This is a genomic window from Flavobacterium kingsejongi, from assembly GCF_003076475.1.
Lineage (GTDB): Bacteria > Bacteroidota > Bacteroidia > Flavobacteriales > Flavobacteriaceae > Flavobacterium > Flavobacterium kingsejongi.
Window position 1 is genome coordinate 406,232 of the sequence record NZ_CP020919.1, and the last position, 17,072, is coordinate 423,303.

At 38.7% G+C, this 17,072-nt stretch carries 11 protein-coding genes and 2 tRNA genes; 5 read left to right on the top strand and 8 right to left on the bottom strand.

The window, feature by feature from the left end:
- Positions 1-12: 12 nt before the first annotated feature.
- The gene (gene istB, locus FK004_RS01830) at positions 13-750 is read left to right on the top strand and encodes an IS21-like element helper ATPase IstB (RefSeq protein ID WP_056251131.1); all 738 of its coding nucleotides are present in this window, start codon (positions 13-15) and stop codon (positions 748-750) included.
- Positions 751-889: 139 nt separating this feature from the next.
- On the opposite strand, the gene FK004_RS01835 is transcribed toward istB, so the two are convergent.
- The 4 genes from FK004_RS01835 to rimP all read right to left on the bottom strand — a co-directional run bounded on the left by FK004_RS01835 (position 890) and on the right by rimP (position 7,119).
- Complete coding sequence (locus FK004_RS01835) at positions 890-2,320, bottom strand: IS1182 family transposase (RefSeq protein WP_108735706.1); 1,431 nt, start codon at positions 2,318-2,320, stop codon at positions 890-892.
- Positions 2,321-2,438: 118 nt separating this feature from the next.
- The gene (infB, locus tag FK004_RS01840; protein WP_108735707.1) at positions 2,439-5,366 is read right to left on the bottom strand and encodes a translation initiation factor IF-2; all 2,928 of its coding nucleotides are present in this window, start codon (positions 5,364-5,366) and stop codon (positions 2,439-2,441) included.
- Between the two features lie 34 nt (positions 5,367-5,400).
- Positions 5,401-6,642: a transcription termination factor NusA gene (gene nusA / locus FK004_RS01845; RefSeq protein ID WP_108735708.1), complete on the bottom strand. Its 1,242-nt coding sequence runs from the start codon at positions 6,640-6,642 to the stop codon at positions 5,401-5,403.
- A gap of 12 nt (positions 6,643-6,654) precedes the next feature.
- Entirely contained in the window at positions 6,655-7,119 is a 465-nt protein-coding gene (rimP, locus tag FK004_RS01850) for a ribosome assembly cofactor RimP (protein ID WP_108738721.1), read from the bottom strand.
- Positions 7,120-7,292: 173 nt separating this feature from the next.
- On the opposite strand from rimP, the gene FK004_RS01855 reads away from it, so the two are divergent.
- The gene (locus tag FK004_RS01855) at positions 7,293-8,117 is read left to right on the top strand and encodes a universal stress protein (RefSeq protein WP_108735709.1); all 825 of its coding nucleotides are present in this window, start codon (positions 7,293-7,295) and stop codon (positions 8,115-8,117) included.
- A gap of 91 nt (positions 8,118-8,208) precedes the next feature.
- On the opposite strand, the gene FK004_RS01860 is transcribed toward FK004_RS01855, so the two are convergent.
- Together FK004_RS01860 and FK004_RS01865 are read right to left on the bottom strand one after the other, a co-directional pair.
- Positions 8,209-8,279 (bottom strand) — tRNA-Gln (locus FK004_RS01860).
- A gap of 56 nt (positions 8,280-8,335) precedes the next feature.
- Positions 8,336-8,406, bottom strand: a tRNA-Gln gene (locus FK004_RS01865).
- Between the two features lie 152 nt (positions 8,407-8,558).
- Here FK004_RS01865 and FK004_RS01870 point away from each other — a divergent pair.
- Positions 8,559-11,774, top strand: coding sequence for a DUF2723 domain-containing protein (locus tag FK004_RS01870; RefSeq protein ID WP_108735710.1), 3,216 nt, complete (start codon positions 8,559-8,561; stop codon positions 11,772-11,774).
- A 73-nt stretch (positions 11,775-11,847) separates the two neighbouring features.
- Positions 11,848-12,507 carry a polysaccharide deacetylase family protein gene (locus FK004_RS01880; RefSeq protein WP_108735711.1) on the top strand — a complete coding sequence of 220 codons (660 nt, stop codon included), beginning with the start codon at positions 11,848-11,850 and terminating at the stop codon, positions 12,505-12,507.
- Positions 12,508-12,527: 20 nt separating this feature from the next.
- Here the strand turns inward: FK004_RS01880 and FK004_RS01885 are convergent, their stop codons facing one another.
- Both FK004_RS01885 and FK004_RS01890 read right to left on the bottom strand, forming a co-directional pair.
- Entirely contained in the window at positions 12,528-12,824 is a 297-nt protein-coding gene (locus tag FK004_RS01885; protein ID WP_108735712.1) for a thioredoxin family protein, read from the bottom strand.
- A gap of 75 nt (positions 12,825-12,899) precedes the next feature.
- Positions 12,900-14,132, bottom strand: a complete 1,233-nt coding sequence (locus FK004_RS01890) for a metallophosphoesterase (RefSeq protein WP_108735713.1) — start codon at positions 14,130-14,132, stop codon at positions 12,900-12,902.
- A 285-nt stretch (positions 14,133-14,417) separates the two neighbouring features.
- On the opposite strand from FK004_RS01890, the gene FK004_RS01895 reads away from it, so the two are divergent.
- Positions 14,418-17,006: a T9SS type A sorting domain-containing protein gene (locus FK004_RS01895; RefSeq protein WP_170108537.1), complete on the top strand. Its 2,589-nt coding sequence runs from the start codon at positions 14,418-14,420 to the stop codon at positions 17,004-17,006.
- Positions 17,007-17,072 lie beyond the last annotated feature (66 nt).

Genomic DNA, 17,072 nt, shown 5'->3' on the forward strand with positions numbered 1-17,072 from the left:
AATCTTGAAAAAATGAATGAATCCACAGTAACCAAAATGAAACAAATGAAGCTTTATGGCATGTTTAATGCTTTTAAAACAGCCATTGAAAGCGGGAAAACAGATCATTATACCCTTGACCAGTTTGTATCGATGATTATTGATGCAGAATGGGATGAAAGGTACAATCGTCGTATTGAACGAAGTATCACTAATGCCAAATTCCATTACAAATCAAATATTGAAAGTATCAATTTTGATGTATCACGTAACCTGGACCGAAACATGGTACTGCGTCTGGCAGAATGCGAATTTATAGAGAAAAACGAAAACATTTTAATCACTGGAAGCACCGGTGTCGGTAAAAGTTATTTAGGTACTGCATTAGGTTATCAAGCCTGTATACAGGGTTTTAAGGTAAGTTATTTTAATACCTCAAAATTGTTCGCTAGACTAAAAATGGCTAAAGCAGATGGTACTTATCTACGGGAACTTACCAAAATACAAAGACAGGATGTTATAATACTTGATGATTTTGGACTCCAGGCACTTGACAGCCATAACCGAATTACTCTTTTAGAGATCATAGAGGACAGGCATAATAACGGCTCTATAATCGTGACATCACAAATACCAGTTCAAGGCTGGTATGATATAATTGGAGAAAAAACGATAGCCGATGCAATATTAGACAGACTTATACACCAATCTCATAGGCTTGAATTACATGGAGAATCCATGAGAAAGAAAAGAGGAATAAACAAAGAGTGATATTTTATTATATTTGAATACTAATTAACAGATGAAAAAATATAGTTTTTAATCAAAACGGAGGTGCTCACTTTGCACCGGAATTAGGTGGTCATTTTGAACTGGAATCAGGTGCTCACTTTAAAACGGAATGGGGTGATCAATATAACCGGAATTTGCACTCTACATCGGCAGAGCGTTGCTTTCTTCTTTGTATTCCTATTTCACTTAGTAGTAATTCCCTTGCTTGTTGTTTATGTCTTTCAAGGTTGTGGTTTCGCTCGATGCTTCTGTTTCCCTGAGCTTTAAAACATTGACCTCGAAGTGAACAGCCTTCACAGTTTTTGGCCTGATAATGCGATAAGGTTTGGGTGTATCCTGTAGTTGTTGTTTTCTGGTTTTGATATGTTTTATGCATTTTTTGTCCCATTGGACATACATAATAGTCTTCTTCTGGATTGTAATAGAGATTTTCCTTGCTAAAAGCCTTGTGTTTCTTTTGGTAGTTTTGATCTTGTTCTTTTTCAAAAGTATTATACTTCACAAAAGCTTTGAGTTTCTTCTGTTTCAGATAATCGTAGTTTTCTTCACTTCCATAACCTGCGTCAGTAGTTATTTCTTTTATCTTTTTAAATACTTTTTTACCAAAGGTTTGTTCCAAATTTTCTAAATGAGGCTGGAGTGTTTTAGTATCGGTCGGATTTTGGTGGATGGTATAATGAACAATGATCTGATTTTGTGTAGATATTTGAGTATTATAAGCTGGTTTGAGCTGTCCGTTTAACATATGGTCTTCTTTCATGCGCATAAAAGTAGCCTGGGTGTCAGTTTTGCTGTAACTGTTTCTTTCTCCCAGAATAGCTTCTTGCTTTTCATACTTTTCAAGATTGGAAGTAAAATTATTTTTTATGTAGCGTAATTTAGCTTTTGCTTTAGAACTGGTCTTTTCATTACCAGAGAGTTTGGCATCTATTTTAGCTACAGTTTTCTCAATTACCTCTTTGCTGATTTCTTTGAACTCTGTTGGTTCCGGGTTGGGGTCATCTTCATTGTCGATACTTTGGGCATAGTTCCATAATTCTTCCAACTGGGTGAGCATTTTTGCTTTATTGGTTTTTATGCTCTTACCCCACACAAAAGTGTACCTGCCGGCCTGAGCTTCTATTTTTGTTCCGTCGGTATAAATTTGTTTTAGATTCACCAGTCCTTCTGAGGCCAACATCAAAACTACCTGCTTGAAGATTTCTTTAAAACTCTCTTTTAGTTTATCACTTCTAAATCTATTAATTGTATTATGATCAACAATAGTCATAGAAGTAAGCCACATAAAATTGATATTCTCACGAAGTGCAAGTTCTATCTTTCTCGAAGAATAGATATTAGTCATATAAGCATACAACATCACTTTGAGTAACATCTTTGGATGATATCCAGGATTACCTTCTTTACTGTACGCTTTTAAAAGAGGCTGGATATTAAGGGATTCCACAACTTGATCAACTATTCGAACCGCATGTGTATGTGGAATTAAATCATCAAACGAATAAGGTAGAAGCATCGTTTGTTGTTGGTTATAATGTTTGAATCTCATATATAATCAGCTGTTTATCACTGATTAAATTTACAAAATTGCATATAAAAATACAAACTAAAAAAAAAGAAGCTGACTCAGTTTTGAGACAGCTTCTTTTTCAGCATAAGGCTGTATCTTATTTCAGTTTTTTCTTCACCGCAACTTCCTGGAAAGCTTCGATTACGTCATACTGCTGAATATCGTTGTAATTCTTAATTTGAATACCACAGTCATATCCTTTAGAAACTTCTTTCACATCATCTTTAAATCGTTTTAAAGCGGTCAGTTCACCAGTGAAGATGACTACACTTTCACGGATCAATCTGATTCTTGATGATCTGAATATTTTACCATCGGTAACCATACATCCTGCAATCGTACCCACTTTAGAGATTTTAAATGTTTCTCTGATTTCTGCAGTACCGGTAACTTCTTCCTTCATTTCCGGAGAAAGCATTCCTTCCATTGCATCTTTCAGGTCGTCAATCGCATCATAGATAATCGAGTAATTACGGATATCAATTTCTTCTTTATCCGCCAATTGTTTCGCATTACCTGCAGGGCGCACATTAAATCCGATAATAATCGCATCTGAAGCAGAAGCAAGCATTACATCCGTTTCGGTAATTGCACCTACTCCTTTATGGATAATGTTAATTTGAATTTCTTCAGTTGATAATTTAGAGAACGAATCAGATAATGCTTCAACAGAACCATCCACATCCCCTTTCAAGATAATATTAAGCTCTTTAAACTGTCCTAAAGCAATACGTCTTCCAATTTCAGCCAAAGTAATGTGTCGTTGTGTACGAACAGATTGCTCTCTCATTAATTGAGTACGCTTAGCCGCAATTTGTTTTGCTTCTTTTTCGTCTTCAAATACATTGAACTTATCACCCGCAGTTGACGCACCATCAAGTCCTAAAACAGAGATTGGTGTAGACGGACCTGCAATTTTAATCACATTCCCTCTTTCATCATGCATCGCCTTGATCTTACCGTGATGTTTACCAGCAAGCATATAATCACCTACCCGTAATGTACCATCCTGAACAAGAACCGTAGAAATATACCCTCTACCTTTATCAAGGAAAGCCTCAACCACAGTTCCGATCGCCGGTTTGTTTGGGTTCGCTTTAAGATCTAAAAGCTCTGCTTCCAGTAAAACTTTCTCCAACAATTCCTTAACTCCCAAACCTGTTTTGGCTGATATATCATGCGACTGGATTTTTCCACCCCAGTCTTCTACCAGTAAATTCATACTGGCCAATCTTTCTTTAATTTTTTCCGGATTAGCAGTTTGCTTATCTACTTTATTGATCGCAAAGATAATCGGCACATTAGCTGCCTGAGCATGGCTGATAGCCTCTTTGGTTTGTGGCATGATATCATCATCCGCCGCCACAACAATAATAGCGATATCCGTTACCTGAGCACCACGTGCACGCATCGCCGTAAAGGCCTCGTGACCCGGTGTATCCAGGAATGCAATTTTTTGACCATTCTCAAGAGTTACCCCATAAGCACCAATGTGCTGTGTAATACCTCCTGACTCACCAGCGATAACATTTTCTTTACGGATATAATCCAATAAAGAGGTTTTACCGTGGTCAACGTGACCCATTACCGTAACAATAGGCGCACGGAACACTAAATCTTCCGGTTTGTCTTCTACTACCTGGATCGCTTCTTCAATATCTGTAGTAATAAATTCTACATCATATCCAAATTCATCCGCAACAATAGTCAACGTTTCCGCATCCAGACGCTGGTTCATGGTTACCATGATTCCCAATGACATACACGTTCCAATTACTTTTGTAATCGGCACATCCATCATGATTGCAATCTCACCAACGGTTACAAATTCAGTAACCTTGATAGTCTTACTACCTTCATCCAATAAACGTTGTTCATCATCGGATTTCTGACGGTGCGTATCACGCTTGTCTCTTCTGTATTTAGCCGCTTTAGATTTACTTCCTTTTCCTTGAAGTTTCTCTAAAGTCTCTCTAATTTGATTTTTAACTTCCTCTTCCGTAGGCTCCACTTTTGCAACAATAGCAGGGCGGTTTCCTTTAACAAAACCTGGACGTGAACTTCTGTTGGCATTGTTACCTCCAGTGTTTGGCGTAATCTTATTCGGATTATTCCCTGTTCCTGTCCCTGCTGCACCTGGTGGTCTTGGAGCTCCTGGTTTCGGCGCAATTCTCTTGCGTTTATTTTTATTCGCGTTCGCATTTGCAGCAGCATTAGCCCCTGGTTTGTTCGGCGTAATTTTAGGCTCTTCTTTTTTCTTCTTAGGCTTATTGAACTGCGACAAGTCAATTGTCTGACCAGTAAAAGTCGTCCCAGAAAGTTTTTGATACTGCGTCGTAATGGTTTCTTCCACTGGAGCAGCAGCTATTTCAGCAACCGGCGTTTCTGCTTTTACCACTTTTTCAGTTTTAGCAACTTTTTCTTCTTTCTCTACAGCTGGAGCTGGTTTGTCCTCTTTCGCTTTCGCTTCAGGCTGTACCGGCACCTCTTTTACCTCTGCAGGTTGTTCCACTTTCGGTTCTGCCACTGGCTTAACCGGAGCTTCTTTCGTTTCTTTTATTTGTGGCTTTTCCGCCTCAACAGGTTTTTCGACCTTCGGTTCAGATTCAACAACTGGCTTTACTTCGTCTTGCTTAGAAGGGGCAACAGCAGGTTTTTTAGGCTGATTCAGATCAATGTTTCCTACAAGTTTCGGAGAGGAAAGAACAGCTTTAGCCCGGATGACTTCTTGTCTTTGACGTTCTTCATCCTGTTTGCGTTTCTCTTCAATTTCTTTTTCTCTCTCAACCCGAAGCGCTTCTTTCTCTTTTCTTTTCTCTTCTCCTACTTCAATAGAAGCTTCCTTTTTCCCTTTATCGCCAGCAAATTGACTTTGCAGAATACCATACTCCTTGTCCGATATTTTAGCGTTCGGATTTGCATCGATAGCAATTCCCTTATCTTTAAGATAATCCACAGCTCTATCTAACGAAATATTTAATTCCCTTAAAACCTTGTTAATTCTTATTACTCTTTCTTCAGACATAAAACCTTTAATATTTTTTTAGTATTGGAAAGAATTAGTCCTCGAACTCTTCTTTCAAAATTCTTATCACATCAAGAATTGTTTCTTCTTCAAGATCTGTTCTTCGTACCAGATCCTCTACATCTTGTTTTAGAATACTTCTTGCTGTATCTAAACCAATTTTGGCAAACTCTTCAATTACCCAAGCTTCGATTTCATCAGAGAATTCAGTTAATTCAACATCTTCGTCTTCTACTAAATTACCTTCCCTGATTACATCCAGTTCATAACCTGTCAGCTGACCGGCTAATTTTATATTATGTCCACCTCTACCGATGGCTTTTGATACTTCTTCCAATTTAAGAAAAACTTCTGCCCGCATCGTCACTTCATTAATCTTAATAGAAGATACTTTCGCAGGGCTAAGTGCTCTTGTGATAAACAACTGGGTATTGGTCGTGTAATTAATCACGTCAATATTCTCATTCCCAAGCTCTCTTACGATCCCATGGATACGGGATCCTTTCATCCCCACACAAGCTCCTACAGGATCAATCCTATCATCATACGAATCTACGGCAACTTTTGCTTTTTCCCCAGGAATTCGCACTACTTTTTTAATAGTAATCAAACCATCAAAAACTTCCGGGATTTCCTGTTCAAATAATTTCTCCAAAAACTTCTCTGAAGTTCGGGACATTATAATCTGAGGCTTATTGCCTTTCAATTCCACATTTTCAATAATACCTCTTACATTGTCTCCTTTTCTAAAAAAGTCAGAAGGAATCTGTTTTTCTTTAGGAAGTACAATCTCATTTCCTTCATCATCCACCAAAATTACAGCTCTTGGGCGTACGTGGTGTACTTCCGCAGTGTAAATATCACCGATTAAATCTTTGAATTGCTTGTATAAGTTCGTATTATCGTGTTCGTGTATTTTGGAAATCAGGTTTTGACGCAAAGCCAAAATAGCCCTTCTTCCCAAATCAATTAATTTCACTTCTTCAGAAACCTCTTCACCTATTTCAAAATCCGGTTCAATTTTACGAGCTTCAGTCAGGGTAATTTCTTCATTTTCAAAATCAAGATCTTCATCTGCTACAATAACCCTTCTTCTCCAGATTTCCATGTCTCCCTTATCAGGATTTATAATGATATCGAAATTATCATCTGAACCATATTTCTTTTTCAATGCATTTCTAAATACATCTTCTAAAATCGCCATAAGCGTTACACGATCAATTAACTTGTCGTCTTTAAATTCTGAAAATGACTCTATTAACGCGATATTCTCCATGCCAATCTTTTATTAAAATGTTACTGTAACAATTGCTTCTTTAATTTTGCTGTAAGGAAGTTCCAGTCGTTTTTCTACTGTCTCTTTTCCTTTTCCTATTTTTTTCGGCTCTCTTGCCGTCCATTCCAAAACGATATAATCATCATTTACTGCTGATAAAGTCGCTTCGATTTTTTCGTCTTCGGTTTTAACAATCAATGTTCTTCCGATACTTTTCTGATACTGCCTTACCAATTTCAAAGGAGTGGAAAGTCCGGCCGAAGCAACTTCAAGCGAAAAATCCTGTTCTTCCCTGTCAAGGTTATGTTCAATGGCCCTGCTGATATCAATACAATCCTGAAGTGTAACCCCATTGTCACCATCAAGGGTAACAATAATTTTATTAGCATCGGTAATGGTAAGATCGATCAAAAAAAGTGCGCTTTTCTCTTCCAGTCCTGCATTGAGCAGATTGATAACTTTTTCTTTAAATGTCATATTTTTATAAAAAGAGGGGACCTCTAGCCCCCTCATTATTTAAGTTTTAATAAATAACGATGCAAATATAGTGTTTTTTTTATAAAATCGAAATCATTGTGTTATGTTAAATTTATTCCTACCTTTATAAAACCAATTAATAACCAAACAAATAATCTTTACAAACTCCTATTATGAAAAGAATCTTAGTGCCTACCGATTTTTCTGAACATGCTGAATATGCCCTAAAAGTCGCTGCCCAAATCGCACGAAAAACCGACGCAGAAATCTATTTACTCCATATGCTTGAGCTTCCAAATCAAACAGTCGATGCTGTTGCTCCGGGGAGCGAGGTTCCGGAAGTAATGTTCTATATGAAAAAAGCACACGAACGATTTGAAGAACTAAAACAACAGGATTACTTATCCGGAATTCCCGTAACTGAAGCCGTTCAATTTGACCGAGCTTTTGAAGGTATCCTCAAAATAAGCAAAAAACACGAAATCGACATCATCATCATGGGCTCTCACGGCGCCAGTGGTTTCGAAGAGATCTTCATCGGCTCCAACACTGAAAAAGTAGTCCGCACCTCTGACATTCCTGTATTGGTCATCAAAAAAGGCGACGAAAATTTCAATATAAAAAATATCGTATTTGCTTCCGACTTTACCGACGAAATCAAAAAACCTTTTGAAAAAGCGGTAGAATTCGCAGCTTTATTTGGAGCACACATCCATCTGCTGATGGTCAACACGCCAAACGATTTCAAATCCACCAGCGCTGCCGAAAAAATAATGACTGACTTTGTCCGTAATTACCCAATAGGCACCTATTCCACACACGTCTACAACGAAACGAATGTCGAAAAAGGAATTCTGAAATTCTCCAAAAGCATCAATGCCGACCTAATCGGAGTGAGCACACACGGCAGAAAAGGACTGAATCACTTTTTCAACGGCAGCATCAGCGAAGACATCGTCAATCACGCTTCCCGCAATGTAATCACATTCAAAATATAATCTTTCGCAAGACACTTAAAACGCCTCCATAAGGAGGCGTTTTTTTTGCTATAAAAAAAAGTCTCCCAATTGAAATCGGAAGACTTTTCTGTTGGTCTACTAGGACTCGAACCTAGAAAGACGGCACCAAAAACCGTTGTGTTACCATTACACCATAGACCAGCGAATGTGGAAAATTAAATGAAAAAGCCTCCTGACATTCATCAGGAGACTTGAAGTTGGTCTACTAGGACTCGAACCTAGAAAGACGGCACCAAAAACCGTTGTGTTACCATTACACCATAGACCAATTCTATCATTAATTCGGGTGCAAATGTAATATCTTTTTTCCGTTTTCCAAACGTTTTCCAAAAAAAAATTAAAAAAAAATATTATACATTTCTTTAACCAAAAAAAACATTTTCTTTGTAGAATATTATTTTAATAACCGAAAAAGTTAATATGGTCACATTCAACTTCAACAAATGGAATACGATCCTTGGATGGTTTACATTTGCTATCGCATTAATTACCTATTCACTCACTGTTGAACCAACATTAAGTTTCTGGGATTGTGGAGAATACATAGCCACTTCGGCAAAATTAGAGGTAGGACATCCACCGGGAGCCCCTTTATTTCAGATGCTTGGCGCTTTTTTCGCCATGTTTGCTACCGAAGCCAGTAAAGTTGCCTTAATGGTAAATATGCTTTCTGTTTTTTCCAGTGCGTTTACGATTCTTTTCATGTTTTGGTCCCTGACCCTACTGCTCCGAAAAGTGATTGGGCAATTTTCAGAAATCACAACCAGTAATGCTATTGTTATTTTAGGAAGTGCTTTTGTCGGCTCTTTAGCTTTTACTTTTTCAGACAGTTTTTGGTATAGCGCAACTGAAGCTGAAGTATATGCCATGGCATCCTTATTAATTGCCCTATTATTCTGGCTTGGCCTTCGCTGGGAACAGGAAATGGACACTCCAAGAGGCAATAAATGGTTCTTAATCATCTCTTTGGTTCTCGGACTTTCGTTTGGTGTACACTTTATGGCCCTATTGACAATTCCTTCTTTGGGATTATTATATTACTTCAAACATTTCAAAAAAATAACGATTAAGAATTTCATAGTAGCCAATGTGGTTATTGTAGCCATCTTATTCTTTGTCTTTAAATTTTTACTTCCGTATACGTTAGGATTCTTTGGTAAAATGGAAATCTTCATGGTAAACAGCCTGGGATTACCATTTAACTCAGGAACTATCTTTGCCGGACTCATTATCATTGCATTCTTTTACTTTGGCTTACGATACACGACTAAAAAGAACCTGGTTCAGGCGAACACTTTATTATTAAGTGTTCTTTTTATCCTGATTGGTTTTTCTACCTGGTTAATGCTTCCGATACGCTCGAATGCCAATGTAGTGATCAATGAAAACAGGCCTTCGGATGCTGCCGAAGTTTTAGCATATTACAACCGGGAACAATACGGAGAACAAAAAACATTCTACGGACCACAATTCTCAGAAACCTATACCGGATTGGACCCTGTGAATCCATATACGGATGACAAACCCAATTACCAAAGGGATTACAAAAGCGGAAAATATATCATTGTAAATAATTATAAAAACGCGAAACAAAACACAAACGACAGTCAAAAAGCGTTTTTACCACGGATGTGGAGTCCGGACCATGCCGAAAATTATATGAGATTCACCAATGTTCTGAATTTCACCATAAACTATGATGCGCTACCCGAAGATGCTGACCCACAACAATTGGTGGACCTGGTTTCGGAATTCCGCAAAGCTTACAATTCCCATCAGATTGGTGTGGAAGAGTACAATACTTTCCTTAAAACGTATGGCGACTACCTGACCATCCAAAAACCAACTACTGCCGACAATATCAAATTCATGTTTGAGTACCAGTTCGGTTACATGTACTGGAGGTATTTGATGTGGAATTTTACCGGCCGCCAGAACGACATACAGGGAAAATATGACAATCTTAACGGAAACTGGATTAGCGGCATTAAATTCATTGATGAAGCCCGTCTGGGATCACAGGACAATTTACCTTCTGATGCATTAAACAATAAAGCAAGAAACACGTATTTCTTCCTGCCATTTATTATTGGATTAATTGGATTCTTCTTCCATGCCAAGAAAGACCTGAAAAGTTTTTATGTATTATTGGCTTTATTTTTATTCACCAGTATCGCTTTAAAGATATTCCTAAACGAACGCCCATTTGAACCGCGCGAAAGGGATTATGCTGTAGTAGGTTCATTCTATGTATTTGGAATATGGATTGGCTTTGGCGTGTATGCCATTTATGATTTCATCAAGAACTACCTGAAACCAAAAATTGCAGGACCGGTAGTGATTGGGGTTACATTACTTGCTGCACCGGTATTAATGGCTTCCCAAAACTGGGACGATCACGACCGTTCAGGTAAATATACTGCTATTGCAATGGCAAAAGCATATTTGAGCTCCTGTGATCCGAATGCTATCTTATTTACTATTGGTGATAATGATACGTTCCCATTATGGTATGCCCAGGAAATCGAGCATTTCCGTACCGATGTAAGAATCGTAAATACACAGCTGATCATGACCGACTGGTATATTGACCAGATGAAAGCGAAGGCATATAAATCCGAACCGCTTCCTATTTCGTTTAAAAACGATCAGTATATCGGCGGTAAACGTGATTATTCCATCTTCCGAAAAACAACTGAAGGGCGTCTTGACATTAAAGATTTCTTAGATTTTATAAAATCGGATGATGCCAGAACATTATTGGAATTGCAAAATGGACAAAAAGTACACTACTACCCTACCAACAAAATTAGAATTCCGGTAGACCGCAATGCGGTTATTGCGAACAAAGTAGTGAGCCCTAAATATTATGATTCGATTGTTCCCTACATAGACATCGATATTTCCGGCGGATCATTACTCATAAACAGACTAATAATGCTGGATATTGTAGCCAATAATAACTGGAAAAGGCCAATCTATTTCACCGGAGGCAGCTTCGGAAATGACGACTATATCTGGATGAAGGATTACCTTCAACTGGAAGGTATGACCTATAAACTGGTACCGGTTAAAACACCAATACCAAAAGATGGCAGCCCATTGGATATGGGCCAGATTGATGCGGATAAAATGTATGATATCGTAATGAAATGGGACTGGGGGAATAGCGAAAGCCAAAAAATATACCACGACCCGGAGACCCGTAAAAACAGTATCTCGTACAGAACCAACCTAGCGCGTTTGATGGAACAACTCATCAATGAGGGTAAAAAAGACAAGGCTAAGAAAATCATTGATCTTGCCATGACAAAAATGCCTATTGATTATTTTGGGTATTACACTTTAGTAGAACCATTCGCTGCCGGCTACTATGAAATCGGAGAAAAAGAGAAGGCTCGTGAAACGCTAACCAAACTGATTGGTAAATACCAGGAAGACCTGAATTATTTCGGCGGCCTAAAACCTTCAGAGCAGGAAGCCAATTATATGGACATTGCCACTGATATCGAGCGCTACAGAAGTCTGCTGATCATCATGCAGGACCGCGGCGACCTTGATTTCTACGAGAAGAGCCGTAAAGAATTCAATACGATCAATGAACGTTTCAAACGTTTCGGACGTAAAAACCAATAGCATAAAATCTATTTTTGTAAATGCAGCATCGCACTTCGCTTTGCTGCATTTTTTTTATTCGTAATTTTACCTCATGGACTTACTTTGGATAAAAACAAATGCTTTTATTAAAGCGATCTTCTTCCGCTACACCTGGTCAATCCCCGTTTCCGGCACTAACAAGCCCGTTTACCTTACTTTTGATGACGGCCCCACACCCGAAATCACCAACTGGGTTTGCGATCAGCTCAAAGCTTATAATGCCAAAGCAACTTTTTTTTGTATCGGGAACAACATTGAGAAAAACCCACAACTTTTCGATCGCCTTATTGCTGAAAAACATACTATCGGAAACCACACCTATTCGCATCGAAAAGGCTGGCAAACTCCAACATCAATCTATCTGGAAGAAGTACTAAAAACGGAAGAAATCATTCGGGAACGGCTTGGATTGTATAACGCTCATTCTTTGCAAAAGTTATTTCGTCCGCCGTATGGCAAAATAAAATTCAGCCAATCGTCGAAAATACGAAAAGCCGGCTATAAAATTATTATGTGGGATGTATTGAGTGTGGATTATGATCGTACAACGACTCCGGAAAAGTGCCTGCAAAATGTACTGCAAAATGTAGCGCCAGGAAGTATTATTGTTTTCCATGACAGCATAAAAGCATTTAAAAACTTAGAATATGTGCTGCCGGAAACTTTAAAATTCCTGAAAGAGAATAACTATGAAATGCTGGAAATAGGGTAATTAATTAAAAGCCAGGTTCTTTATACCTGCTCTTTCAAAATACCAATGATAGAATTTGCATCCAATTCTCCGGATTGCCTCCAGATCATTTGACCTTCTTTATAAATCATTAAAGTAGGGAGGCCTTTAATGCGCAATGCCTCTGCTAATTCCTGATTTTTGTCTACATCAATTTTAATGACTTTAGCCCGGTCTCCCAATGCAGCGGCCACATCACGGATTACCGGATGCATCGCAATGGACGGCTCGTTCCATTCTGTATAGAAATCAATCAGAACAGGAATATTGGCATTTATAATTTCTCCAAATTTTGACATACTAGAAAATTTTAATAGCTGTATTTTTAACTCAGGTGTAATGTAAAACTATACAAATGTAATATAATTCACGAATTACACTATTTTTTTACCTTTTTTTAGTTCTAAAACGGTTATTTCAGGCCAGATTCCCACACGACCAGGATAGGCGTGAAACCCAAATCCACGATTCACGTAAATATAGCGGCCAAATTCCTCATACAATCCAGCCCATTGCTTATACACATACTGAACCGGACTCCACTTAAAGACACCTGGTATTTCAATACCAAACTGCATTCCGTGTGTATGACCACTTAAAGTCAGCTGGAAATTTTTTGCTGCTTTCTTAACCTCATATTCCCAATGGGAAGGATCATGGCTCATCAGTACTTTAAAATCCTGTGCGGTCAATCCCTCAGATGCTTTTCCCAAATCACCAGCCTGTTTGAAATTATGGCCCCAGTTTTCTACGCCCACCAAAGCAATTTTATCAGCTCCTTTGGTAATAAAACGATGTTCATTCAGCAATAATTCAAAGTCAATTTGGCGGTGCAGGTCTTTGATGGCTGCAAAATTCGCATCTTTCGCCTCCAGGGAAGGCCAAGTGAGGTATTCCCCGTAATCGTGATTTCCCAAAACCGAATATTTTCCAAATGCAGGTGTATTGATCTTTTTAAAGGTTTCAATCCACGGGAGCATTTCATCAGCATGTGCATTTACAATATCTCCGGTAAAAAGAACCATATCTGATCCCTGTTCATTAATAAGGTCTATCGCGTAACTGATTTTCTCCGGATTATCAAAACTCCCACTATGGACATCGGAGATTTGCGTGATCGTAAAACCATCGAAACTATCCGGGAGATCATCGAAAAAAATAGTCTGCTTAATTACCTTAAAATTATATTTCCCCTCAAATATCCCATAGATGAGTGACAAAAAAGGAATCGCTGCAATTCCCAGCGCAATCTGGCTCACAAACTTACGACGGGCCGGAATAGCACTTTCCGTGACACTGGCCTGCGTGAAATATTGGATCGCAGTTACACACAACCGGTATATATCTTCCCCGAACAAAAACAAAGTGATAATCAGCTTTGGAATAAAAACAAGCAATAACAATCCCATAGCGGTCATAGACTGGCTCGTTTGTCCCACACTCCGGTCAAACTTCAGAAAAGAATATAAAATAAACAGCAATACCACCAAACTGATTAGCGCATAGCCAATTAAAATGCCACGAGTCTTAAAAAGGGTTTTAAATGCCTGAAAAGCATACAACTCGACTAATAGCACGACAAAAACAACAACAATCCAACGTATCATTCAAAAATAATTTGAAAACAAATAAACAAATTATGGAAACGTCGTAAATTTAATTGGATAAACTTTAACTTTTTAGAGGAGCAAGCCCCAGTTCAAAAAAATCGATATAGAATTCTTACTAATTTCTTTCGTTATAAAAGTTTTTTACAAAAATATAATTGTTAAATACTTTAAAATTCCATTGCAATTACCGCTAAAATTAAGAATATACTGCAAAAATCGTATTTCGTTATTTTTATTTAATCTAAATAAATAGATTTGCATCAGCAATAATAAATCATGCTCATGAAAAAAATCTACTTCATACTCACAGCACTGATCAGCTGTAGCCAAATGCAAAGCCAACTTTTTGAGGCAGTTCCCAATTCAGGGTTCCAGGGTGTATTTTTTGGCGACTGTGCCACCGCTGATTTCAATAATGACGGAAAAACAGATTTTATAATTTCTGGTGCAAAACCCGGTTATACTGGTTTTACAGCAATTTACGAAAACAATAACGGCAGTTTTGCGGCAAACACAATTGCACAACTGGATCAGCTGATGTATTCTGCCATAGCAGTGGCCGACCTTAACGGAGACAACCGTAATGACATCATTGTTACGGGAACGACTACAACCGGGACAGCAGAAACCGTTTTTGTAATTTATTACAACAATGGGGACGGTAGTTTCAGCAAAGATAACACGACGGGAATCGTAGGGGTTAACTTTGGATCGCTACAGGTCGCTGATTTTGATGGCGACGGACGGAAAGATATCTTGGTAAACGGAAATCCAGGTACTGAATATTCGACAAAAATTTACCGTCAGGGTATCAACGGCACTTTTACTGATATGAACGCCAATTTAATGGGTACTTATTTTAGTGCTACAAAAGTATTTGATGCCAATGGGGATGGGCACCCGGATATCTTAGTTACAGGTTATAATACTGCCGGAATACCGGACTCCAAAATATACCTCAATTCCGGTGACGGAACGTTTACTGAAAAACAGACCACACTTGCAGGTGTTTATTTTTCTTCGATCGATGTTGCTGACATCAATAATGACGGCCATCCGGATCTTCTAATTTCCGGCACTGATACAACACCAAAACAAACGCTTATTATATATATGAATGACGGCACCGGGAATTTTACCGAAATGGAAAATAATTTCATCGGTACTTATAATGGCAGTTCAAAATTTGTAGACTATAATAATGACGGCCTAATCGATGTTTTCTCTATTGGCAGTAATGCAGCAGGACAAAATACCACTCTATTATACAAAAACAACGGGAACGGCACTTTTACAGAAGATACCGCTGCAGCCGCCAGCATAGCCGGACTTAACATGTCCCGTGCACAATGGTTCGACTATGATGGGGATGGGGATCTTGATGTGCTGACTATCGGTTTTGAAGGAGGAAATATAGCCCATACCACACTATACAAGAATACTACGATTAATCCGGTAACGTGTTCAGAACCGGGAAATACTACGGGGGATACGGGATGTGTAACCTTTACCTACCTTGGTAGCCCGGTGACCTACACTACTGTAAGAGGTAGCGATGGCAACATTTGGCTGCAACAAAACTTAGGCAGCAGCAAAGTGGCAGAAACTGTAAATGATGCTGATGCGTATGGGGATCTTTTCCAATGGGGACGTCATGATGATGGCCACCAAAAAAGAAACTCCACCACTGCGGCAATTCCAACACCTAACAATCCTTCTGGCATTATTAACAGCAGTACAGCAGCAGAATTTTATGTTGGATCGCCAGGATGGTGGTCACCGAATGCCTTAACTGACAAATGGGTCGGAAGTACACCTGCCGAAGCCTCTGATGTTAATGGCTGTGATCCTTGTAAAGCTTTAGGGAACGGATGGAAAATGCCAACCGAAACAGAATGGGAAGCCATTATTGAATCCCAAAATATAGCAAATCCCGCAACGGCTTTTACCAGCGTATTAAAATTACCAGCCTCAGGATACCGAAGCGCTTCAGGCGCATTAACCTTTGTAGGAACCAGAGGGTACTATTCCAGTGCCACAACGAGTTCATCTGGTTCGAAGTATCTATATGTAGGAACAACAATTGCCAATCCATCCGCAGGAGGACCAAGAGGACAAGCTTCAGCCGTACGTTGCTTAAAATATCCTTCCGCTGTAGAGTCTCCTTATTGCAATGTAACGGTAGATTATGATGTAGAGCCTATTACCCGCGTTAGTTTTGCCGGAATCAACAATACCAGTTCAGCAACTGTAAACGGAAGCCCAGCTTATGAAAATTTCACTGCAATTTCAGGAACGGTCCATGCAGGCCAATCGTATGAAATCATAGTTGAAGGGAATACTGCCGGAGCATTTGAACATGACATCCGCGTATTTATTGACTGGAATAAGAATGGTGTTTTCGATATGGATTCCGAATATTATGGATTCTCATTGAATCCATCCACAGGAGCAGATGGCGTACAGGCGACAGGTACCATTGCCGTTCCATCCAATGCATTAATGGGCAACACCAGAATGCGAATCATAAAAGACCAGTGGAATGTCTATGAAGAAGGTGAATTTCACGGATGTTTAAATGCCTATTACGGACAGGTGGAAGACTATACCTTAGATGTACAGCAAACACTCGGAGTAATTGATGTCATTAAAAACACCTTTGAGATCTATCCGAACCCAACGCACAATACTGTGACAATAGCAACTGAATCTATCCTAAAATCGGCTCGTGTATACAATCAGCTTGGACAATTAATTGTAGACCAGACCCAACCGGTGATTAACCTATCCCAGGCTCCAACCGGAATTTACATGATTCAGATTGAATTTGAAAACGGCCAGACTGCTGTCCGTAAACTTATCAAAAAGTAATTTTTAGTTAGTTTTTTATCCATTTTTATTTTTTTTGTTTAGGGGAAACCGCTGCATTATCTTTTT

Coding starts and splice junctions, on each gene's coding strand:
- istB (WP_056251131.1), top strand. CDS start 13: ATGAATGAATCCACAGTAACCAAAATGAAACAAATGAAGCTTTATGGC.
- FK004_RS01835 (WP_108735706.1), bottom strand. CDS start 2,320: ATGAGATTCAAACATTATAACCAACAACAAACGATGCTTCTACCTTAT.
- infB (WP_108735707.1), bottom strand. CDS start 5,366: ATGTCTGAAGAAAGAGTAATAAGAATTAACAAGGTTTTAAGGGAATTA.
- nusA (WP_108735708.1), bottom strand. CDS start 6,642: ATGGAGAATATCGCGTTAATAGAGTCATTTTCAGAATTTAAAGACGAC.
- rimP (WP_108738721.1), bottom strand. CDS start 7,119: ATGACATTTAAAGAAAAAGTTATCAATCTGCTCAATGCAGGACTGGAA.
- FK004_RS01855 (WP_108735709.1), top strand. CDS start 7,293: ATGAAAAGAATCTTAGTGCCTACCGATTTTTCTGAACATGCTGAATAT.
- FK004_RS01870 (WP_108735710.1), top strand. CDS start 8,559: ATGGTCACATTCAACTTCAACAAATGGAATACGATCCTTGGATGGTTT.
- FK004_RS01880 (WP_108735711.1), top strand. CDS start 11,848: ATGGACTTACTTTGGATAAAAACAAATGCTTTTATTAAAGCGATCTTC.
- FK004_RS01885 (WP_108735712.1), bottom strand. CDS start 12,824: ATGTCAAAATTTGGAGAAATTATAAATGCCAATATTCCTGTTCTGATT.
- FK004_RS01890 (WP_108735713.1), bottom strand. CDS start 14,132: ATGATACGTTGGATTGTTGTTGTTTTTGTCGTGCTATTAGTCGAGTTG.
- FK004_RS01895 (WP_170108537.1), top strand. CDS start 14,418: ATGAAAAAAATCTACTTCATACTCACAGCACTGATCAGCTGTAGCCAA.